This window comes from Variovorax sp. JS1663 (assembly GCF_002157355.1).
Taxonomy (GTDB): domain Bacteria; phylum Pseudomonadota; class Gammaproteobacteria; order Burkholderiales; family Burkholderiaceae_C; genus Variovorax.
In genome coordinates this window covers 72800-92489 of the sequence record NZ_LYMK01000028.1, presented here as the reverse complement: position 1 = coordinate 92489, position 19690 = coordinate 72800, and the positions used below count along the sequence as shown (strand labels likewise).

The following is a 19690-nucleotide window of genomic DNA, read 5'->3' as shown; positions in this document are numbered from 1 at the left end:
GCGGAGGTGCCGGTGTGGGGGCGGGCGCCGGCGGTGGTGGCGTCGGTGCCACGGCACGCGGCGCGGCCTGCTGCACGGTCGAGGACCAGAGCTCGGCTTCCACCGCGGCATCTTCCGATTCGCGCCGCCAGCTCACGCCCCAGGTCAGCGCGATGATCAGGAGCGCGTGGGCGATCAATGCCAGCAGCAGCGCGCGGAAGGTGCCGCGCTGCGGCGGCGGCGCGAACTCGGGGCGATCGGCGGCCAGGGACATGGCTTATTTCGCGCCCGTGGTCTGCACCGAGAGGCCGACGCGCTCGATGCCGCTCTGCTTGAGCTGGTTCATCGCCTTGACCACGGTCTCGTACTTGACCGACTTGTCGGCGCTGATGACCACCGGGCGCTGGGCATCGCCGCTCTGTGCGGTGCGCGCGGCGCTGCCGATCTGTGCCATGGGGATGGACAGGGCGCCGGTGCCGGTCGACGGGTCCTTCTTGATCTGGACTTCGTCATCGCTCTTGATGACGATCTCGACCGGGCGGTCGGGCTGCTTGTTGGCGCGGTCCACCGTCGGCAGGTTGATCACGCTCGGCGTGATCAGCGGCGCCGTGACCATGAAGATGATCAGCAGCACCAGCATCACGTCGATGAACGGGACCATGTTGATCTCGTTGATCGTTCGGCGGCCGCGGCCGCGGGAGGACATGGCTGGCATGGGTTTTCCTCCGGCTTCAGCGCACCGTCGCCGGTCCCATCGAGGCCGGGTTGACGATGTGCGCGGTCAGGTTGCGCTGCAGGATGTTGGAGAACTCCTCGATGAAGGTCTCCAGGCCGATCGCGATCTTGTCGATCTCGCGTGCGAAGCGGTTGTAGGCCACCACGGCCGGGATGGCGGCGAACAGGCCGATGGCGGTGGCGACCAGCGCCTCGGCGATGCCGGGCGCCACGGTGGACAGCGTCACCTGCGCCAGCGCGGCCAGGCCGGTGAAGGCATGCATGATCCCCCAGACCGTGCCGAACAGGCCGACATAGGGCGAGACCGAGCCGACGGTGGCCAGGAAGGAGAGGTTCTGCTCCACCGCGTCCAGCTCGCGCTGGAAGCTGGCCCGCATCGCGCGACGCGAGCCGTCGAGCAGGGTACCGGCGTCGGTCACGTGGCGCTCGCGCAGCTTCTGGTACTCGCGCATGCCGGAGGCGAAGATGCGCTCCATCGGGCCGGCGAACTTGGCGTGCTGGGCCGCCGAGGAGAACAGCTCGTTCAGGCTGGTGCCGGACCAGAACTCGCGCTCGAAGTCCTCATTGAGGGAGCGCGTGCGCTTGAGGGAAAAGTATTTGCGGAAGATGGCCGCCCAGCTGGCGACCGAGACGATGACCAGCAGCAGCACCACGAGCTGCACCGGAAGGCTGGCATGAAGCAGGAGGGAAAGGATCGAGAGGTCTTGATTCATGGCGTCTGAGGTTGAGACATGGAGCCGGCATGGGGCGCGAGGGTTCCCGAAACCTGCGGCGGGATGCGCGCGGGACGCAGCGTGTCTGCATGGACCCAGCCGATGCGGATGGTGCCTTCGCACAGCAACGGGGCATCGGCCAGGGGATTGGCGGCGGGGGGGTGTGCCGGGCGGGCCAGCACGCGTTGGGCGATTATCAGGGACGCGGAGCCGGCCTGGCGCAGCTCGGCCGTGACCAGCAGTTCGTCGTCCAGCCGGGCCGGGCGATGGTACTTGAGCTGGGTCTCGCTGACCACGAAGATGCCGCCGGTCTCCTCGCGCAGCTTGCCTTGCGAGATGCCCAGCGAGCGAAGCCATTCGGTGCGGGCGCGCTCCATGTACTTGAGGTAGTTGGCGTAGAACACGATGCCGCCGGCATCGGTGTCTTCCCAGTAGATGCGGATCGGGAATGCAAAGCTCATGCCGCGACCGCCGAGCCGGCCCAGGCCCGCAGCCGCTCCACCGACTGTTGCAGGTGCGCCATCGAGCTGGCGGTCGAGAAGCGCACGAAGCGGGCGGTCTCGGCCGAGCCGAAGTCGCGGCCGGGGGTAATGGCGAGGTGGGCCTTCTTCATCGCGTCGAAGGCGAAGTCCCAGCTGTTGGCGATGCCCAGCTTCTCGCCGAAGGCCGAGCAGTCGGCCCAGGCATAGAAGGCGCCGTCGGGGACCACGGGGACTTGAAGGCCCAGGGCCTGGAGCTGCGGGATGAACCAGTCGCGACGGGCCTTGAACTCGGCGCGCCGGCGCTCGTACTCGGCGATGCTTTCGGCCTCGAAGCAGGCCAGGGCCGCGTGCTGGGCGACGGTGCTGGCGCAGATGAACAGGTTCTGCGCGAGCCGTTCGACCACCGGCACCAGCGCCTCTGGCACCACCAGCCAGCCCAGGCGCCAGCCCGTCATGCTGAAGTACTTGCTGAAGCTGTTGATGCTGATGATCTGGTCGTCGATGGCCAGCGCACTTTGGCCGAAAGTGTCGTCGTGGGACAGGCCCAGGTAGATCTCGTCGATCAGTGTGATGCCCCCGCGCCGCGTCACCACCTCGTGGATGCGGCGCAGCTCGCCGGGCTCGATGGAGGTGCCGGTGGGGTTGGAGGGCGAAGCCAGCAGCACGCCGCGCGTCCGCTCGGTCCAGGCTGTCTCGACCTTGGCGGCGCTGAGCTGGAAGCGCTCCGCCGCGGTGGTCGGGACCAGCACCGCCCGGCCTTCTGCCGCGCTCACGAAGTGGCGGTTGCAGGGGTAGGTGGGATCGGGCAGGAGGATCTCGTCGCCTGCCTCGATCAGCGCCAGGCAGGCCAGCTGCAGCGCCGCCGAGGCGCCGGCGGTGACGACGATGCGGCGGGCCGGCACATCGACGTTGAAGCGCTGGGCGTACCAGCCGCTGATGCGCTCGCGCAGGGCGTCCAGGCCGGTGGCGTGGGTGTACTGCGTGGCGCCGGCACGTACGGCGCGGAGCGCGGCTTCCTGTACCAGCGGCGGCGCGGTGAAGTCGGGCTCGCCGATGTTGAGGAAGATCATCGGCCGGTCGGTGTGGGCGATCTCGCGCGCCAGGGCGGAGGCCGCCTTGGCGATCTCCATCACGTAGAAGGGCTCGATGCGCTCCGCGCGGCTCGCGATTCTCATAAGCCCCCCACGCTCGGCACTGGCGTGTCCTCGCTGCCCCCCGAGGGGGCGTTCGCTTGCTTGGGGCGGCCCGGCGCTGCGCTCATGGCCTTGCCTTGCCGCTGGCGCGATCGGCCTCCACTTCGGCCGGCCGCAGCTTCGGCGCGAGGCCGTTGAGCACCGCGTTGACGTACTTGTGGCCGTCGGTGCCGCCGAACTCCTTGGCGAGCTCGATGCATTCGTTGAGCACCACGCGCCAGGGTACGTCCAGGCAGTTCTGGAACTCATAGACGCCGATCCACATCACCGCGTGCTCGATCGGCGAGATCTCTTCCAGCTTGCGGTCGAGCAGGGGGACGATCAGCGCGTCGAGCTCCGTCGCGGTGGCGATGGCGCCGTGCAGCAGCGCGTCGTAGTGGGCGGCATCGGCCTTGTGGAAGCCGGACAGGTCGCGCGTGAACTGGTCGATGGAGGCCGCGTCGTTGCGGCCCACCAGGTGCTGGTAGAGCGCCTGCAGCGCGAACTCGCGCGCGCGGCTGCGCGTGGATTTGGCGGAGGCTTTGCGGGCGCCGGTGCTCGTGAGCCCGGTGCGGGACTGGCGCGGCCGTTCGCCGCTGGTCTTGGTGTCGTCGGTCATGAAAACAGGGTCAGGGACTGCCGGAGGGCCCGAGCAGGCGCGCCATCTCGACCGCCACGCGTGCCGCATCGCGGCCCTTGTCGGTCTGGCGCGCGATCGCCTGTTCGAGGTTCTCGGTGGTGAGGATGGCGTTGGCGACCGGGATGCGGTAGTCGAGCGCGACGCGGCTCACGCCTGCGCCCGACTCGTTGGCCACCAGCTCGAAGTGGTAGGTCTCGCCGCGGATGATGCAGCCCAGCGCGATCAGCGCGTGGTAGCGGTTGCGCTCGGCCAGGGCCTGCAGTGCGACAGGCACCTCGAGCGCGCCCGGCACGTCGAGGTGGTCGATGTCCTCGCTGGCGACGCCCAGCGTCTCGAGCTCGCCGAGGCAGGCCTTGGCCAGCGCGTCGGTGATGTCCTCGTTGAAGCGCGCCTGCACGATCCCGATGCGCAGCCCCTTGCCGTCCAGGGTGGCGGCGCTGCCCTTGTTCGCATCCTTCATCGTTCTTCCTTCGAGATGTAGCCCGAGATCTCCAGGCCGAAGCCGGCCGCCATGCTGGGCATGCGGCGAGGCGTGCCCAGCAGGTTCATGCGGTGCACGCCGCAGGCGCGCAGGATCTGCGCGCCGATGCCATAGCTGCGCAGGTCCATGCGGCCGCGCTCGGGCGCCTGCGCGGGCCGTGCTGTGCCGTCAAACTGGGCGAGCAGGTCGGCACCGGTTTCGCCGCAGTTGAGGAACACGGCCACGCCCTTGCCCTGGGCCGCGATGTGGGCCAGGCTGGCGTCGAGGCTCCAGGAGTGCAGCGAGCGATTGACTTCCAGCGCGTCCAGCACCGACAGCGGCTCGTGCACACGCACGTCCACGGTATCGTCGCTGTTCCACTTGCCGCGTACCAGGGCCAGGTGCACGCCCTTGCTGGGCTTGTCCTGGAAGGCATGGGCAGTGAACCAGCCCCAGGCTGTATGGATCTCGCGGCAGCCCACCTTCTCGATCAGCGATTCGGTGCGGCTGCGGTGCTCGATCAGCGCTGCTATGGTGCCGATCTTGAGGCCGTGCTCGGCGGCGAAAAGCTGCAGGTCGGGCAGGCGCGCCATGGTGCCGTCCTCGTTCATCACCTCGCAGATCACGGAGGCCGGCGAGCAGCCGGCCATGGCGGCGAGGTCGCAGCCGGCTTCGGTATGGCCGGCGCGCATCAGCACGCCGCCATCCACTGCCTGCAGCGGGAAGATGTGGCCGGGCTGCACCAGGTCGGACGCCACCGCGTTGGGGGCGACGGCGGCCTGCACGGTGCGCGCACGGTCGGCCGCGGAAATGCCTGTGGTCACGCCTTCGGCTGCCTCGATCGAGACGGTGAAGGCGGTGGAATGCTTGGCGCCGTTGCGGGCCACCATCGGCGGGAGGTTGAGCCGCTCGCACATCTCGCGGGAGAGCGTCAGGCAGATCAGGCCGCGGGCATGGCGCGCCATGAAGTTGATCGACTCGGCCGTGATGTGGTCGGCCGCGATGACGATGTCACCCTCGTTCTCGCGGTCCTCCTCGTCGACCAGGATGACCATGCGGCCGGCGCGCAGCTCGGCCACGATGTCTTCGACGGGGGACACGGGCGCAGGCGCGAGGCCGCTGCGCGAGGCATTGATGGGTGTGACGGCGGCGTTCATGGCGTGGGGTCCTTGGGGGAAGAGGGCAGGGCGCCGGCCTGGAGCATGCGCTCCACGTAGCGCGCGACGGTGTCGATCTCGAGGTTCACGCGGCTGCCGGCCTGGAGGCTGCCCAGTGCGGTGTTCTCTACCGTGTGGGGGATGAGGTTGATGCTGACCTCGCTGCCATCGGCGCCGTCGGTCACGCGGTTGACGGTGAGGCTCACGCCATTGACGGTGATCGAGCCCTTGTAGGCGAGGAAGCGAGCCAGGGCGGCCGGCGCCACCACGCGCAGTTCCCAGCTCTCGCCCACGGGCGCGAAATGGCTCACGGTGCCGATGCCGTCCACGTGGCCAGAGACGATATGGCCGCCGAGGCGGTCGCTCGCGCGCAGCGCTTTCTCGAGGTTGACGCGGGCGCCGGACTCCGCCAGGCCGGCGGTCTTGTCCAGCGATTCGGCCGAGATGTCGATGGTGAACAGCTGCTGAGCCGGCTCGAGGGAGGTGACCGTCATGCAGGCGCCGTTGAGCGCGATGCTGTCGCCGAGGCCCACGTCGTCCAGGTAGCCGGCAGGCACCGTGATGCCGAGACGCTTGCCGTGGGATGAAGAGCTGCCGAGGTCGTGGACGGCGGCGATGCGCCCCACGCCGGTGATGATTCCGGTGAACATCGCGGCATTTTCGCAGAGATGCGATAGGCCGCCCCCGGCGGGCCGTTAGAACCGATCGCGTCCCGCCATGCGGGCAATGATCCGCAGGTCGGGGCCGATGGCCTCGAGGGATTTGAACTCGAGCGCCAGGGCCTGGTCCAGGCGGGTCAGCGCGCCGGCCGCATACGGCTGACTTGCCATGCCCAGGCCATCGCCGAGGAACTTGGGCGCCATGTAGAGCAGCAGCTCGTCCACGAGGCCTTCGCGCATCAGGGAGCCGTTGAGCTTGTGGCCGGCTTCGACGTGGAGCTCGTTGACCTCGCGCGCGGCGAGGTCGCGCAGCATGGCAGCGAGGTCCACCTTGCCGTGGGGATTGGCCAGGTAGCGCACCTCTGCGCCGCGGGCTTCCAAAGCGGCGCACGCGGCGGCGTTGGGCGTCGCGGCGTAGATCCAGACTGGCCGGGCGGGCTCGAAGATTCGCGCGGTGTGAGGCGTCTGCAGTTGGCTGTCGACCACCACCAGCGGCGGCTGGCGCTGTGCCTCGACCAGTCGCACATCCAGCCGTGGATCGTCCTCCAGCACGGTTCCGACGCCGGTGAGGACGGCGCCGGCGCGTGCGCGCCAGGCGTGGCCGTCGGCGCGCGCGGCTTCGGATGTGATCCATTGGCTGGTGCCGTCGGGCAGGGCGGTCTTGCCGTCGAGCGACGCGGCGACCTTGAGCCGAACCCAGGGCGTTTTTCGGACCATGCGGCTGAAGAAGCCGATGTTGAGTTCGCGTGCCTCCGCAGCACCAAGACCAACCTCGACTTCGATGCCAGCGGCGCGCAGGCGTTCGAAGCCTTGGCCTGCCACCAGCGGGTTGGCGTCGGTCAGTGATGCGACGACCTTGCGAATGCCTGCGGCGATCAGTGCGTCGCAGCAAGGGCCGGTACGGCCATGATGCGAGCACGGCTCGAGGGTGACGTAGGCGGTGGCGCCAGCAACGGAATAGCCCCGAGTCTCGGCATCCCGGAGAGCCATGATCTCGGCATGCGGACCGCCGGGCGCCTGGGTGTGGCCTTCCCCCAATCGGCTTCCCTCCGAGGAGACGATCACACAGCCGACATGCGGATTCGGGTGAGATAGAAATCGGGCCGAAGCGCTCAGTTCCAGCGCGCGTTGCATCGCCTCGCCGGCTGGGTTCGAGGTGCTGAGGTCAGTCATTCACTGGAAAACGGCGGTGTGCAATTGGCATCTGAAAGGCTGGTAGGTTGGCAGGATCGGATGCGGCCGGCAAAGGCAATCTTAATGTGACGGGTTTGATCAAGCTTGGCGGCGTCTTTGACATCCTGGCGCGTGATGCCGATGGTGAGCGCGCCGAACCCACCGGACTTGGTCTTGGGATATCCGTATCCATCGAACATGATGTAGGGTGCGCTTGCTTGGCTTGCGGTTCCATTTGCATCGACTGCAAAGTAGCTGGGCAGCGCGGCATGCGTCATCACCAGCCTGTCGTCTGCTGCTGAGAAAGTCCGATCCCCGTTCTTGTCGAGGAACACAATCCATCCGCTGGCCCATTCTGTGCCGTTCTGGGGTACGACTATCGCAGTCATCCCCATCTTCATCGCTTCTCCGCGAGCCGTCGTAATGGAGATCAACAGGTCGTTCGTGGCAGTAGCAAGCTCGGAACGGCGCTGAAAGGCCAGAAAGCTAGGGGCTGCGATGAACATGAGCGTCGCGATCACGGCGAGGGTCGCCAGCAATTCGATCAAGGTAAATCCGCGCAACGCGAGACGATGGGGCGCCCGTTTCCTGGTCGACGTTTGCCGAGTAGCGCTTGCGCGGTCCCGGTAGCCGACCGAAGGAGAGCATGTCCGGGCCGCGGCATCAAGAAAATGCCCGATTGGCGTCTGAGCGCCTGAAAAAATCGATCTCACGATCGCCTCCCAATGAATTGCCTTGACGTGGCAATTTAATCAATGGGCGCGATTATGTAACATTTCGACAGCTTCTTGTTCAGGCAGCTGTCTGCTGTGTCAAAGGTGACTTCGCGACCTGTCGCCTGCAAGAAGTGGGCGGTCGAGGCTCGACAGCGCCGGCGCGGTTCGCTCAGATATCCCGGAGCAACTGCCGGAATTCGTCCACGTCCTCGAAGCTTCGGTACACCGAGGCAAAGCGCACGTAGGCCACCTTGTCCATGCGCTTGAGCTCGCGCATGACGAGTTCACCGACCTTGGTGGACTCGATCTCCCGCAGCCCGCTGGACAGCAGCTTCTGCTCGATGCGCAGCAGCGCATGGTCGATCTGCTCGATGCTCACCGGCCGCTTGCGCAGCGCCAGCATCATCGAGGCGCGCACCTTCTTGGCATCGAAGTCGGCACGGCTGCCATCCTTCTTGACCACGACCGGGAAGTTGACATCCGGCCGTTCGTAGGTGGTGAAGCGCTTTTCGCAGGTGCTGCACTGCCGGCGGCGCCGCACGAAGTCGCCATCCTCCGATACGCGGGTCTCGACGACCTGCGTTTCGAGATGGCCGCAGAAAGGGCACTTCATGCGGATGCCGGCGCGGTGGCTATGGCCTTGTTATGAACGGTAGACCGGGAAGCGGCTGGTCAGCGCATGGACCTTGGCACGCACCCCTTCGATGGTGGCCGGGTCGCGCGGGTTGTCCAGCACGTCGGCGATCAGGTTCGCCGTGATGCGCGCCTCTTCATCCTTGAAGCCGCGCGTGGTCATGGCCGGCGTGCCGATGCGCACGCCGCTGGTCACCATCGGCTTCTCGGGGTCGTTGGGGATCGCGTTCTTGTTGATCGTCATGTGGGCACTGCCCAGCACGGCCTCGGCTTCCTTGCCGGTGATGCCCTTGGCGCGCAGGTCGACCAGCATCACGTGGCTTTCGGTACGGCCGCTGACGATGCGCAGGCCGCGCTCGGTGAGCGTCTCGGCGACGATGCGCGCGTTCGTCACGACCTGCTGTTGGTAGGCCTTGAAGTCCGGCGACAGCGCCTCCTTGAAGGCCACCGCCTTGGCGGCGATGACGTGCATTAGCGGGCCACCCTGCAGGCCGGGGAAGATCGCGCTGTTGATTGCCTTCTCGTGCTGCGACTTCATCAGGATGATGCCGCCGCGCGGGCCCCGCAGGCTCTTGTGGGTGGTGGAGGTGACCACGTCCGCGTGGGGCACGGGGTTTGGATAGACGCCCGCGGCCACCAGGCCGGCGTAGTGGGCGATGTCGACCATGAAGATAGCGCCGACATCCTTGGCGACCTTGGCGAAGCGCTCGAAGTCGATGCGCAGAGAGTAGGCCGAGGCGCCCGCAATGATGAGCTTGGGCATCGATTCGTGTGCCTTGCGCTCCATCGCGTCGTAGTCGATTTCTTCCTTCTCGTTCAGGCCGTAGCTCACCACATTGAACCACTTGCCGCTCATGTTCAGCGGCATGCCGTGGGTGAGGTGGCCGCCTTCGGCCAGGCTCATGCCCATGATGGTGTCGCCAGGCTTGAGGAAGGCCAGCATCACGGCCTCGTTGGCCGAGGCGCCGCAGTGCGCCTGCACGTTGGCTGCTTCGGCGCCGAAGAGCTGCTTGACGCGGTCGATGGCCAACTGCTCGGCCACGTCCACGTGCTCGCAGCCGCCGTAATAGCGCTTGCCGGGGTAGCCTTCGGCGTACTTGTTGGTGAGCTGCGAGCCCTGTGCGGCCATGACGGCAGGCGAGGCGTAGTTCTCGCTCGCGATCAGCTCGATGTGCTGTTCCTGGCGGGCGTTTTCGGCCTGAATGGCGGCCCAGATTTCGGGATCGGTCTGTTCGACCAGGGTCTGGCGGTGATACATGGCAGTCCTTTGAGAACGGTGGTCCTTGTTCTTCAACCAAACAAGGGCTGCCCAGGCGAACGGCGGAACGCCTGCCGCATGCCGCAGGCGGCGCGCTTCCCAGTGGTCATCCACGTCAGCGCAGGGCACCTGCAAGGGCACCGCGCCTATCGCCAGTCGCGCGCCGTCCGAGTGTAGCTGACGGCGATGCGGCCGACGCCCAGAGGGCCTATTACAGGTCCGCCAGGGCCACCTTCGGATTGCTGCCGGATTCCGGCTTGGCCGGTGCGACCACTGGCAGCGGCTGGGCCCGCATGCCGGGCGGCGTCGGCGCCGTGGAAGGCGCGCGGCCTGCGATCACCTGCTGAAGGCGTGCATGCTCGGCCAGCACCTTGCTCGCGTAACCCCCGTCTTCGGCGAGGTTGGCGGCACCCACGTAGTACTTGAGCCCGCCTTCGAGCGAGCCCGCACGGGCGATGCATTCCTGCAGCACCTTGACGCCGACCCGCATGTTGGTGACGGGGTCGAACGCGGTGAGCGTGCCACCAGCGCTTTCGTACTTCTCACCGTGCACCCGGGTCATGACCTGCATCAGGCCCTGGGCACCCACGTGGCTCTGGGCAAATGGGTTGAAGCTGGATTCGACCGCCATGATGGCCAGGATCAGGGTGGGATCGAGCTTGGTGCTCTTGCCGAGCTCGAAGGCTTCGGCCACCAGCACGCTCAGCGGCTCGACGGCCACGCGGTATTTCTTGCTCAGCCAATAGGCGACTGCCGCCTGCGATTTTGGCAACTCGTGGGGGCTGGCCGCCGTGGTGCGGTCGATGGCCGTGGGTTCGAGGTCGGTCGCCTCGGGCGGCGCCTTGCGCGACTGCAGCCAGCCCATGAGCTGCTCCTCGCCCGACTGGCGCAGGTCCGGACGCGCCAGCAGCGCCAGCACGGCGAACACGGTGGCCAGCCCGAGCAGGGCGAAGCCGTTGTGGGTCACTTCGAAAAAGCCTTCGGCCACATCGGACATGAAAGTCCGCAGCCCACGGGCTGTGGCGCCAAACGCCTGTTTCATCGCTCTTCCTCCTTCTGTGCGGCACCCGGATGGCAACGCCAGAAGGCGGAGCTGGAAGGCGACGGCGCTTGTGGATGGGTACGAGTCAGGTTCCGCGCGAAAAGTGAGGGTGCGCGGACGTCTGATGTAAGCCGAAAGGATTCGGCGGCGGTATCGGTGCAATCCCGGCCTGGGGGTTGGGCGGCTCGGGCAGCGAGGATTCTAGGAGGCGCTTAATATCAGGTCAAGAATAATAACTCCTTGTTTCATGATATATGGAGCTTAGGAAAGGCCTCGAATCGCCGGGCACTTGGCCATTGAAAAGCTCATTTGCAATCTCGCGAGCACAGTCGTACCCTGATGGGGCCTGATCATTCAGGCGTTCAACCGAGGTCCGGCAACCGGGAGAGATCCATCGAACGGTTCAGCGGCCGAGGCCCCATGGTGGCAATCTCTTGCTGCCAGCATGACCGGAACGATTCAACTTCCGGTCGAGCGAAAAGATGGCATGGGCCTTGCGCCAGCCATCAAGCCCGGAGGCCAGACGTCAAGGTCAGGCAGCCGGGCTTTCTACTTTCTGGGAAGCTTCAGCGGTTTGGGGCAAACTCGCCCTCCGATGAATGCTGCTTCGCTGAGACAAAACAAGTGGGTCAGGCGAGCGGTGCTGGCGGTGCTGGTGCTGTTCGCTTTATGGGTCCTGGCCTGGCTGGTCGTGCCTCCCATCGCCAAGAGCCAGATCCAGAAGGTCGCGACCGAGAAGCTGGGGCGCCAGGTCACGGTCGGCAAGATCGACTTCAAGCCCTGGACCCTGGAGCTCACGCTCGACGAGCTTCGCATCGCCACCGCGGATGGCAGCCGTTCGCAGGTGGCGGTGGGCCGGATCTATGCCGATGCCGAGCTGCAGTCGATCGTTCGGCTGGCGCCGGTGATCGACGCCATCAGCATCGACGGCCCGGCCGTCCTGCTGACGCACCAGGCCGACGGCAAGTACGACATCGACGACATCCTCGCCCGGCTGGCGAGCGCGCCCGAGACCCCGAAGAGCGAGCCACCGCGCTTCGCCATCTACAACATCGCCATCACCAACGGGACGGTCGACTTCGACGACCAGGCCGTCAAGCGCAAGCATGAGCTGCGCGACTTTGTTCTGAAGGTGCCTTTCCTGAGCAACCTGCCATCGCAGCGCGAGATCAAGACCGAGCCCAAGCTGGCCTTTGTCCTGAACGGCAGCACCTTCGACTCGGCTGCGCTGAGCACGCCCTTCGCCGACGACCGCAAGACCGATGCGCGGATCAGTTTCAAGGATCTGGATCTGGTGCCCTACCTGGGCTATGTCCCCGGTGGCCTGCCGGTGGCGCTGCGCGCCGGCAAGCTGGACGCGGACCTCAAGATCGATTTCGTACAGGCCGCGACCACGGGCCTGAAGATCACCGGGACGGTGGCTGCACACAGCATCCAGCTGGCGGATTCGAAGGCGCGCGACCTGCTTCGCTTCGATTCGCTCAAGCTGGCGCTGGCCGATGTGCGCCCGTTGGAGCGCGTGGTGCATCTGGGCGAGGTGGCGCTGGCCGCGCCGCAACTGGTGGTTGCACGCGATGCGGCCGGGAAGCTCAACTTGCTGCCTGCCGGCCAGGACGACGCCGCGGCGGCCAAGCCGCCTCCGAGTGCGCCACCGAATGGCGAGACCGGCGCCAAGCCCGGTGCACCGCCGGGCTGGCGGGTGCAGGTCGACAAGCTCGCGCTGTCCGGCGGCGAGATCGGATGGCGCGACCAGAGCATCCAGCCGGCCGCGTCCATCGACGTCCAGCAGTTGCAGGTCGAGGCGAGCGCCATCGCCTGGCCGATGGACAAGCCCGCTGTCTTCAACGGCTCCACGGCGGTGGGCGGCGCTGCGCTCAAGTTCAGCGGAGAGGCCACTGACAAGGTGGCCAAGGTGCAGGCCGAGGTCGAGGCCCTGCCGCTGTCGCTGGCGGCGCCGTACCTGGCCCAGAGCCTGGAGCCCACGCTCGACGGCAAGCTCAGCGGGCAATTGGACGTGGCCTGGCACCAGCCCGATCTGAAGCTCATGGCTCGCAAGGTCGCGATCGATGGCCTGGCGTTGACACAGGCCAAGACGGCGCTGGCCAGCGTAGGACGCTTCGAGCTGGTCGATGCCGAAGTCGACATGACCAAGCACACGCTGAGCATCGGTTCGTTCAGCGCCAACAGTCCCAAAGTCGCCATCGCGCGGGACAACGAGAAGCGCTGGATGTTCGAGCGCTGGCTGAAGGCGCCGGCGGGCGGCAGCGAGGCGGGCAGCGGCGATGCGAAGGTGGCAGCTCCCAAAGATCCGAAGGCGGCCGAGGCGGCGCCAGGTGCCAACACCAAGCCCTGGGCACTGACTATCGGCAGCGTGGCGGTCGACAACGGTACGCTGTCCTATTCGGACAAGGCCAGCGCGACGCCGGTGGCCTTCGAGATCAGCGCGTTCAAGCTCAATGCGCAGAAGATCGCGCCCGAGACGGCCACCGTCTCGCCGCTGCAGCTGTCCGGGCGCATCGCGGCCGGTCGTGCGGAAGCCGGGCGCTTCGACTACAAGGGCTCGGTGGTCCTCAAGCCGATCGCCGCGGAGGGCCGGCTGGAGGTTGCCGCCGTCCCGGCGCACGCCTTCAAGGCCTACTATGCCGACGCGCTGAACATCGACATCCGCCGTGCCTTCGCCAGCTACCGCGGCACGGTCAAGTACCAGACGGCACCCGCGGGCATGAGCGTGAAGCTGGCGGGCGACACGGCGCTGGAGGACTTTCGCGCCAACAGCGCCACGCTGACCCAGTCGCCCGGCCAAGCCGAGCGCAGCAGCCGGCTGCTGAGCTGGAAAACCCTCAACCTGCGCGGCTTGCAGGTCAGCATGGCGCCCAATGCGCCGCTGGCGGTGGACGTGCGCGAAACCACGCTGAGCGACTTTTTCGCGCGCGTGATCATCGATCCGACGGGCCGCCTCAACCTCCAGGACCTCACCCGGAAACCCGGGGAGCCGGCGCCAGCCCCGGCAGGCGAGGCGAGCACACGGCGCAGCCCAGGCGGCACGACCACGACCACGGTCGCGAGGAAGGCGCCGGCGCCGTCCGGCGGCGCGCCGGTGTCGGCAGAGACGATGGTCGGCGGCGTGCCTCCTGCGCCGGCGCCCGCAGCGCCGACGGCGGTGGCCAAGGCCCCCGAGTCCGCCAGCGGCGGCCCCGCGCCGGTCATCAACTTCGGGCCGATGAGCCTGGTCAACGGCCGCATCGACTTCAGCGACCTGTTCGTCAAGCCCAACTACTCGGCCGACCTCAGCGAACTGACCGGCAAGCTCAGCGCCTTCTCCTCGAAACCGCAGGGCGACCGGCCGGCGCTGGCCGACCTCGAGCTGCGCGGCAAGGCCCAGCAGACCGCCTCACTGGAAATCACCGGCAAGCTCAACCCGCTGGCCAAGCCGCTGGAGCTGGACATCACGGCAAAGATGCGCGAACTCGACCTGCCGCCGCTGTCGCCGTACTCGGTGCGCTACGCCGGCCACGGCATCGAGCGCGGCAAGCTCAGCATGGACGTGAGCTACAAGATCGCGCCGGACGGCCAGCTCACCGCCACCAACAAGCTGGTGCTCAACCAGCTGCAGTTCGGCGACGAGGTGCAGGGCGCGCCCAACAGCCTGCCGGTGCGGCTTGCCGTGGCCCTGCTGGCCGATCGCAACGGCGTGATCGACATCGACTTCCCGATCAGCGGGTCGCTCAACGATCCGCAGTTCAGCATCGGCCCGCTGATCCTGAAGGCGATCGTGAACCTGATCGTCAAGGCCGCCACCGCGCCTTTCGCGCTGCTGACGGGCGGCCTCGGCGGCGGCAGCGGGGATTCGAGCACCGTCGCTTTCGCGCCCGGCAGTGCAGCGCTGTCGGCAGAGGCGAAGCAGAGCCTCGACAAGGTTGCCAAGGCACTCACCGATCGTCCGACGCTGCGCATGACGGTGGTGGGCACCTCCAGCCTGCAGCAGGAGCGCGAGGCCTACCAGCGCCAGCGCGTGCGTGACCTGGCGCAAGCCGAGAAGCGGCGGGCCGCAGTGCGCGCCAACCAGGACGCGGCTGAAGTGGGGCCGGCGACCGATGCCGAATACCCCGAGCTGCTGGCTGCTGCCTACAAGCGTTCCGACATCGGCACCAAGCCGCGCAATGTGATCGGCCTGGCCAAGGACGTCCCGGTCAAGGAGATGGAGGACCTCCTCATGACCAGTATTCCAGTCGACGAGGAGTCGATGCGCCAACTGGCCGTCCAGCGCGGCGCGGCGGTGCGCGACTACCTGCTGGCGCAGAAGCTGCCCAGCGAGCGGCTGTTCCTTGGCGCGGTCCGCACCCAGGCCGGCGGCGCCGACTGGAAACCCGGTGCGGAGCTGAATCTGACCACCCGCTGAAGGAAGCTCGAACCGACCCGCCGCATCTCGGCGAAAATAGCGGAGTGCGCCGGCCCATGCCGGCGCCTTCGCTTTTCCACATCAGATCACGTTTATTCGCGCAGTGACCTCAACTTCGACCAAGTCCCACGACCTCCAGTCCCTCGACACGATGACCGGCGGCGCCTTCACTGCGCCGACCTCGGGCGAGCGCGCACAGCGCATCCGCGAGTGGCTGGCCGGCAATCCCTCGCCCGAGCAGATGCAGGAGGTGTTCAAGGAGCTGAGCGGCCGCGACAAGGGCGCCGCGCGCCTGCTGCGCGAAAAGCTCGACGAGCTCAAGCGCGCCCGCGGCCAGGAGGCCATCGCGGCCGAATGGGCCCAGAAAGCCGAGGCTCTGATCGCCCAGCCCAAGCTGAACATCGCCGATGCGCTGGCCTGGCAGCGCGATGCCGCCAAGGCGGGCGCCCCCTTGTCGCGGGAGCCTTTGGCGGGCTTCAAGGCCCGCCTGGCCGAACGCGTGAAGGGCATCGAGGACCTGCAGCACCGCGCCCAGGTGCATCGTGAGGCGGCCGTGCTGCTGGCGCAGCGCTTCGAAGTGCTGTCCACCAAGGGTTGGCGCGATGCGCAGGCCGCCGAGGAGGCGCTGCGTGCCGACGTGGCGCACTGGCAGCTGCAGGCCGCGGAGATCACTGCCGACGAGAACTGGAACAGCCTGGATGCCAGGTTCGCGCCGCAGCTGGAGTCGTCCAAGGCGCAGTTGCTGGTGGTTTCCGAGGCGTTCCACCAAGCCCTGGCGCAGACCATTGCCGCGGCGGAAGATCCGGCGGCGCCGCTGCCACCCGTCCCTGTCTGGGCCGATGAACTGCGCGTGGCCCGCGGCGGCACGCCCGAGCCGGCGGCCCCTGTCGTGCAGAAGCCGGCGGCCCCCAAGGTCGACCCCGAGAAGCGGGCCGCGGCGCAGGCGGCCGTGCAGGCCGCGCTCGCCAAGCTGGAGCAGGAAACCACCGAAGGCCACGGCAAGGCCAGCGCCGGCGCCGCCGCTGCATTGCGTGCCGTGCTCAAGGAACATGGCCGGCTGGTCGACGCGGCACTCGAGGCCCGAGTGCATGCGGCGCTGATCGCCGCCGGCGAGCTCGAGGGTTGGCAGCGCTGGAGCGCCGACAAGGTGCGCGAGGATTTGGTCGCCAAGGCCGAAAGCCTGCTCAAGCGGCCCGAAGGCCAGGCCCTGGGCGGACGCAAGATGCAGGAGACGCTGCGCAGCCTGCGCGAGCAGTGGAAGCAGGCCGACCAGGGTGGCGTGCCCAACCACGCGCTGTGGAAACGCTTCGACGAGGCCTGCAACGAGGCCCACAAAGTGGTCGAGGCCTGGCTCGAGAAGGTGCGTGCCGACGCAGCCGAGCATCGCGCGCAGCGCCTGGCGCTGATCGAGGAGGTGAAGTCCTGGGCGGAAGCGCAGGCCGGTTCCACGGACCTCAAGGCCTATAACCGCGCGCTGCACCAGTTCGCCGATCGCTGGCGCGATGCCGGTCATGTGGGCGAGAAGGTCTTCGCCGAACTTCAGCCGCAGTGGAATGCGGTCTTCGGCGTCGCGCGTGCGCCCTTCGAGGTCGCGCAGAAGGCCAGCGTCGAGCGCCGCCAGGGCATGATCGCCGAGGCGGCGGAGCTCGGCGCCGCACCCATGCTGCGCATCGATGCCGTCAAGGCCCTCCAGCAGCGCTGGCAGGCCGAGGCCCAGGCGGTGCCGCTGGATCGCAGGCAGGAACAGAAGCTCTGGGACGCCTTCCGCGCCCCCATCGACGAGGCCTTCAACCGCAAGAGTGCCGAGCGTGAGAAGGCGGCGGCCGCGATGAGCGAGCACGACCGTCACGTGCTCGAGGCGTCGAAGGCGGTGGAAGCCGCCAATGCGACCGGTGATGCGCAAAAGATCCGCGCCGCGGTGACCCGGCTCGAGGCGGCGCTCCGAGGCGAAGCGCCCAAGGCGGCGGCCGATGGCCCGGCCGTCGGCGCGACCGAAGTCGTGGCGCCGGGTCAGGCTGCGGCAGAGTTCGGCGAGAGTGCGCAGCAGGAGCCCGCGCCGGGCGACATGTCGCCGGCCCCCGCCGCAGCAGAGGCCGCGGCACCGACGTCCGATCTGGTGGCGCCCGCTGATGGCGCCGATCCCTCGGCCCGCACCGATGCCGCCGAGGCCGAGGCCGAACCCGCGCCTGCGCCCGCAGCACCGCCCAAGCCGGCGCCAAAGCCCGTGATCGCGGTGCGCGGCGATGACCGGCCCGGCAACAGGAAGTCGGAGCCGGTGCCCGCAGGGCGTGGCGCCGGCGGCCGCTTCGGTGACCGCCGCGACAGCCGTGGCGGTCCGTCCGCCCGTCCCAATGACCGCGGTGCACCGCGCGCTGGCGACCGGGGCCCCGGCGCCGGCCGCTTCGGCGATCGTCCGCCGCGCGAGGAGCGTGGCCCGCGTCTGGGCGATGCCGCCTTCCGCGCCCAGCGCGACGCGCTGGAGCGCGCCGAACAGGCCCTGCGCAAGCTGGCGGCCCAGGCGCATGGCGAGGCCTTGACCCAGGTGCTGGGTGCCTGGGAGCAGCGCGACGCGTCGAAGCTGCCGAGCGTCCAGGAGCTGGGCCGGGCCGTCACGCCCGCGGTGCGCGGACGGTGGTCGCAGGCGCTGGCCGGCGGGCCCTCGGCCAAGGCCGAGGACGCCGCCGAGGCGCTGCTGCGCCTGGAGATGGCCGCCGAGGTGCCCACTCCGGCCGAGCAGCTCGACGCGCGCCGCGCGCTGCAGCTCAAGCTGCTCACGCGGCGCGGCGACCCAGCGCCGGCGCAGACCTGGGGCCAGGACGCCGGCACGGTGCTGGCGGCCGCGCACGACGCCGCGTCGGCACGCCGGCTGCAGAGCGCGCTCAAGGCGCTGCTGCGCAAGTAGACGGGGCGGGGCGCCTAGCCTGCGGCTGGGCGCCGGAAGAACTCGTCGAACAGCGCGACGAGGCCGGCGAATTCGCTGGCCAGCTTCGCGCGGTTCGCGAAGTAGGCCTCGCAAGCCACCGCGAAGAATTCGCCGGGAGAGGTCGCGCCGTAGGCATCGAGCCAGGGCGCTTCGCCGCCGAAGCGCTCAGCGACGATGGTTCGCTCGCGGAAACCGTCGTAGGCCGGCTGCAGCACCGAGAACCAGGCGATGCGCGCATCGCGTGCCGTCGAGGTCCCCGCAAAGCCGGCCGGCAGCGGCGGGCAGCCGTCGGCTGCGCCGCTTCGCATGTCGATCTTGTGGGCAAACTCGTGGATCACGACGTTGTAGCCGGCCTCCTGCGTGATGCTGCCGGCCAGCACGTCCTGCCAGCTCAGCATCACCGGACCGCGGTCCATCGCCTCGCCGGCCAGCACCTCGTCGTACTCGTGCACCACGCCGGTCTCGTCGACTGTCTTGCGCCGGGCCACGGCTTCGCTGGGATGGATCACGATGCCCACGAAATCGTCGTACCAGCGCAGGCCGCCCGGCAGGTGCAGCACCGGGAGCACGGCCTGCGCCGCGACCGCGAGTGCGACCTCGTCGGTGATGACGAAGCCGTGGGCGCCGTGGAATTCCTTGTCGCGCAGGAACTCTGCCGCAAGGCGGCGCAGGCGCTCGATCGCATCCGCGGAACGCGCTGCGAGGAACGGGTAGCGCGCGAGCGTGGCCCGCCAGGCTGGCTCAGGAATGGGAGGGGGAGGGCGCAGGCGGCGCAGCCAGCCGAACATCAGCGGAGGTCGACACGCTGGGCGCCGGCGCTCGACAGGCATAGCAGCTGGGCGCGGGCAGGATGCGCCTTCAAATCCCAGTCGCTCAGCACGATGCGCGACAGGCCATCGCCCAGCGCATGCGTCGCCGGCTTGTGGGTGTGGCCATGGACCAGCGTGCCGGCGTCGGCCTGCCGCAGCCATGTGCGTGCGGCGTCGGCGTCGACGTCGGCCCAGACCATGCCTGGACTGCGCTTGCGGTCCTCGCTCTGCGCCCGCATCGAGCGGGCGAGGGCGCGGCGCTCCGCCAGGGGGCGTGCGAGAAAGGCTTCCTGCCACCCTGGCGTGCGCACCTCGGCCCGGAAGTGCAGATACTCGGTGTCGTCGAGGCAGAGAAGATCGCCGTGGCTCAGGAGCCAGCGCCGATCGTGCAGGATCAGCACCGTCGGGTCCTCGAGCAACTGCATGTCGCACTGCGCGGCGAATGCCGCACCCAGCAGGAAATCGCGGTTGCCGTGCAGGAAGAAAACCGGCCTGCGGGCCGTTGCCTCGCGCAGCACTTCGGCGCATTGCGCCTCGAAACCCGGCTCGGCGGCGGCATCGTCGCCGACCCAGACCTCGAACAGGTCACCGAGGATGAAGATGGCGTCGGCCGGCGTGGTCTGCAGGTAGCCGCGCCAAGCCTCGAAGGTCGCCGGCTCCGAGGCCTGCAGGTGAAGGTCGGACATCAGGTCGACCGTGCGCCACCCTGCAGGCGCCACGAGCTCGGCGAAGGCCGTCAT

The 19690-nt window shown here is 68.3% G+C and carries 17 protein-coding genes, 1 pseudogene and 1 riboswitch; of the genes and pseudogenes, 2 read left to right on the top strand and 16 right to left on the bottom strand.

Annotation, left to right across the window (positions count from 1 at the left end; genetic code table 11):
• The 14 genes and pseudogenes from A8M77_RS22335 to A8M77_RS22270 all read right to left on the bottom strand — a co-directional run.
• Nucleotides 1–253, bottom strand: a pseudogene (locus A8M77_RS22335) (cell envelope integrity protein TolA); the annotation flags it as partial.
• A 3-nt stretch (nucleotides 254–256) separates the two neighbouring features.
• The gene (locus A8M77_RS22330; protein WP_086923701.1) at nucleotides 257–694 is read right to left on the bottom strand and encodes a biopolymer transporter ExbD; all 438 of its coding nucleotides are present in this window, start codon (nucleotides 692–694) and stop codon (nucleotides 257–259) included.
• Between the two features lie 16 nt (nucleotides 695–710).
• Nucleotides 711–1427 carry a protein TolQ gene (gene tolQ / locus A8M77_RS22325; RefSeq protein WP_086923700.1) on the bottom strand — a complete coding sequence of 239 codons (717 nt, stop codon included), beginning with the start codon at nucleotides 1425–1427 and terminating at the stop codon, nucleotides 711–713.
• The gene (locus tag A8M77_RS22320) at nucleotides 1424–1888 is read right to left on the bottom strand and encodes a tol-pal system-associated acyl-CoA thioesterase (RefSeq protein WP_086923699.1); all 465 of its coding nucleotides are present in this window, start codon (nucleotides 1886–1888) and stop codon (nucleotides 1424–1426) included. Before A8M77_RS22320 ends, tolQ begins: the two co-directional genes overlap by 4 nt.
• Nucleotides 1885–3084 carry a pyridoxal phosphate-dependent aminotransferase gene (locus A8M77_RS22315; protein WP_086923698.1) on the bottom strand — a complete coding sequence of 400 codons (1200 nt, stop codon included), beginning with the start codon at nucleotides 3082–3084 and terminating at the stop codon, nucleotides 1885–1887. The genes A8M77_RS22320 and A8M77_RS22315 overlap by 4 nt, the downstream gene beginning before the upstream one ends.
• Before the next feature lie 82 nt (nucleotides 3085–3166).
• Nucleotides 3167–3700, bottom strand: coding sequence for a transcription antitermination factor NusB (gene nusB / locus A8M77_RS22310; protein WP_086923697.1), 534 nt, complete (start codon nucleotides 3698–3700; stop codon nucleotides 3167–3169).
• Between the two features lie 10 nt (nucleotides 3701–3710).
• A complete protein-coding gene (gene ribH, locus A8M77_RS22305) occupies nucleotides 3711–4181 on the bottom strand; it encodes a 6,7-dimethyl-8-ribityllumazine synthase (protein WP_086923696.1) in 471 nt (156 codons plus the stop codon).
• The gene (gene ribBA, locus A8M77_RS22300; protein WP_086923695.1) at nucleotides 4178–5338 is read right to left on the bottom strand and encodes a bifunctional 3,4-dihydroxy-2-butanone-4-phosphate synthase/GTP cyclohydrolase II; all 1161 of its coding nucleotides are present in this window, start codon (nucleotides 5336–5338) and stop codon (nucleotides 4178–4180) included. The genes ribH and ribBA overlap by 4 nt, the downstream gene beginning before the upstream one ends.
• Nucleotides 5335–5988, bottom strand: a complete 654-nt coding sequence (locus A8M77_RS22295; protein ID WP_086923694.1) for a riboflavin synthase — start codon at nucleotides 5986–5988, stop codon at nucleotides 5335–5337. The genes ribBA and A8M77_RS22295 overlap by 4 nt, the downstream gene beginning before the upstream one ends.
• Nucleotides 5989–6033: 45 nt before the next feature.
• Nucleotides 6034–7131, bottom strand: a complete 1098-nt coding sequence (gene ribD / locus A8M77_RS22290; RefSeq protein WP_086923707.1) for a bifunctional diaminohydroxyphosphoribosylaminopyrimidine deaminase/5-amino-6-(5-phosphoribosylamino)uracil reductase RibD — start codon at nucleotides 7129–7131, stop codon at nucleotides 6034–6036.
• Between the two features lie 35 nt (nucleotides 7132–7166).
• Entirely contained in the window at nucleotides 7167–7883 is a 717-nt protein-coding gene (locus tag A8M77_RS22285; RefSeq protein WP_086923693.1) for a GspH/FimT family pseudopilin, read from the bottom strand.
• A gap of 172 nt (nucleotides 7884–8055) precedes the next feature.
• Nucleotides 8056–8499 (bottom strand): transcriptional regulator NrdR, encoded by a 444-nt coding sequence (gene nrdR, locus A8M77_RS22280; protein WP_086923692.1) that lies wholly within the window; start codon nucleotides 8497–8499, stop codon nucleotides 8056–8058.
• A 30-nt stretch (nucleotides 8500–8529) separates the two neighbouring features.
• Nucleotides 8530–9777 (bottom strand): serine hydroxymethyltransferase, encoded by a 1248-nt coding sequence (glyA, locus tag A8M77_RS22275; RefSeq protein WP_086923691.1) that lies wholly within the window; start codon nucleotides 9775–9777, stop codon nucleotides 8530–8532.
• 42 nt (nucleotides 9778–9819) lie between these two features.
• Nucleotides 9820–9947, bottom strand: a riboswitch (ZMP/ZTP riboswitch).
• 41 nt (nucleotides 9948–9988) lie between these two features.
• A complete protein-coding gene (locus tag A8M77_RS22270; RefSeq protein WP_086923690.1) occupies nucleotides 9989–10819 on the bottom strand; it encodes a lytic transglycosylase domain-containing protein in 831 nt (276 codons plus the stop codon).
• A 595-nt stretch (nucleotides 10820–11414) separates the two neighbouring features.
• Between A8M77_RS22270 and A8M77_RS22265 the strand changes: the two genes are divergently transcribed.
• Together A8M77_RS22265 and A8M77_RS22260 are read left to right on the top strand one after the other, a co-directional pair.
• Nucleotides 11415–15218, top strand: coding sequence for a DUF748 domain-containing protein (locus A8M77_RS22265; protein WP_086923689.1), 3804 nt, complete (start codon nucleotides 11415–11417; stop codon nucleotides 15216–15218).
• A gap of 103 nt (nucleotides 15219–15321) precedes the next feature.
• Nucleotides 15322–18120, top strand: coding sequence for a DUF349 domain-containing protein (locus A8M77_RS22260; protein ID WP_086923688.1), 2799 nt, complete (start codon nucleotides 15322–15324; stop codon nucleotides 18118–18120).
• Between the two features lie 14 nt (nucleotides 18121–18134).
• On the opposite strand, the gene A8M77_RS22255 is transcribed toward A8M77_RS22260, so the two are convergent.
• Nucleotides 18135–18929 carry a zinc-dependent peptidase gene (locus A8M77_RS22255; protein ID WP_086923687.1) on the bottom strand — a complete coding sequence of 265 codons (795 nt, stop codon included), beginning with the start codon at nucleotides 18927–18929 and terminating at the stop codon, nucleotides 18135–18137.
• Nucleotides 18929–19690, bottom strand: coding sequence for a UDP-2,3-diacylglucosamine diphosphatase (locus A8M77_RS22250; protein ID WP_086923686.1), 762 nt, complete (start codon nucleotides 19688–19690; stop codon nucleotides 18929–18931). Before A8M77_RS22250 ends, A8M77_RS22255 begins: the two co-directional genes overlap by 1 nt.

What these genes read in the sequence shown, in the direction of transcription:
- A8M77_RS22330 (WP_086923701.1), bottom strand. Translation starts at nt 694, where the DNA reads ATGCCAGCCATGTCCTCCCGCGGCCGCGGCCGCCGAACGATCAACGAG.
- tolQ (WP_086923700.1), bottom strand. Translation starts at nt 1,427, where the DNA reads ATGAATCAAGACCTCTCGATCCTTTCCCTCCTGCTTCATGCCAGCCTT.
- A8M77_RS22320 (WP_086923699.1), bottom strand. Translation starts at nt 1,888, where the DNA reads ATGAGCTTTGCATTCCCGATCCGCATCTACTGGGAAGACACCGATGCC.
- A8M77_RS22315 (WP_086923698.1), bottom strand. Translation starts at nt 3,084, where the DNA reads ATGAGAATCGCGAGCCGCGCGGAGCGCATCGAGCCCTTCTACGTGATG.
- nusB (WP_086923697.1), bottom strand. Translation starts at nt 3,700, where the DNA reads ATGACCGACGACACCAAGACCAGCGGCGAACGGCCGCGCCAGTCCCGC.
- ribH (WP_086923696.1), bottom strand. Translation starts at nt 4,181, where the DNA reads ATGAAGGATGCGAACAAGGGCAGCGCCGCCACCCTGGACGGCAAGGGG.
- ribBA (WP_086923695.1), bottom strand. Translation starts at nt 5,338, where the DNA reads ATGAACGCCGCCGTCACACCCATCAATGCCTCGCGCAGCGGCCTCGCG.
- A8M77_RS22295 (WP_086923694.1), bottom strand. Translation starts at nt 5,988, where the DNA reads ATGTTCACCGGAATCATCACCGGCGTGGGGCGCATCGCCGCCGTCCAC.
- ribD (WP_086923707.1), bottom strand. Translation starts at nt 7,131, where the DNA reads ATGCAACGCGCGCTGGAACTGAGCGCTTCGGCCCGATTTCTATCTCAC.
- nrdR (WP_086923692.1), bottom strand. Translation starts at nt 8,499, where the DNA reads ATGAAGTGCCCTTTCTGCGGCCATCTCGAAACGCAGGTCGTCGAGACC.
- glyA (WP_086923691.1), bottom strand. Translation starts at nt 9,777, where the DNA reads ATGTATCACCGCCAGACCCTGGTCGAACAGACCGATCCCGAAATCTGG.
- A8M77_RS22270 (WP_086923690.1), bottom strand. Translation starts at nt 10,819, where the DNA reads ATGAAACAGGCGTTTGGCGCCACAGCCCGTGGGCTGCGGACTTTCATG.
- A8M77_RS22265 (WP_086923689.1), top strand. Translation starts at nt 11,415, where the DNA reads ATGAATGCTGCTTCGCTGAGACAAAACAAGTGGGTCAGGCGAGCGGTG.
- A8M77_RS22255 (WP_086923687.1), bottom strand. Translation starts at nt 18,929, where the DNA reads ATGTTCGGCTGGCTGCGCCGCCTGCGCCCTCCCCCTCCCATTCCTGAG.
- A8M77_RS22250 (WP_086923686.1), bottom strand. Translation starts at nt 19,690, where the DNA reads ATGACGGCCTTCGCCGAGCTCGTGGCGCCTGCAGGGTGGCGCACGGTC.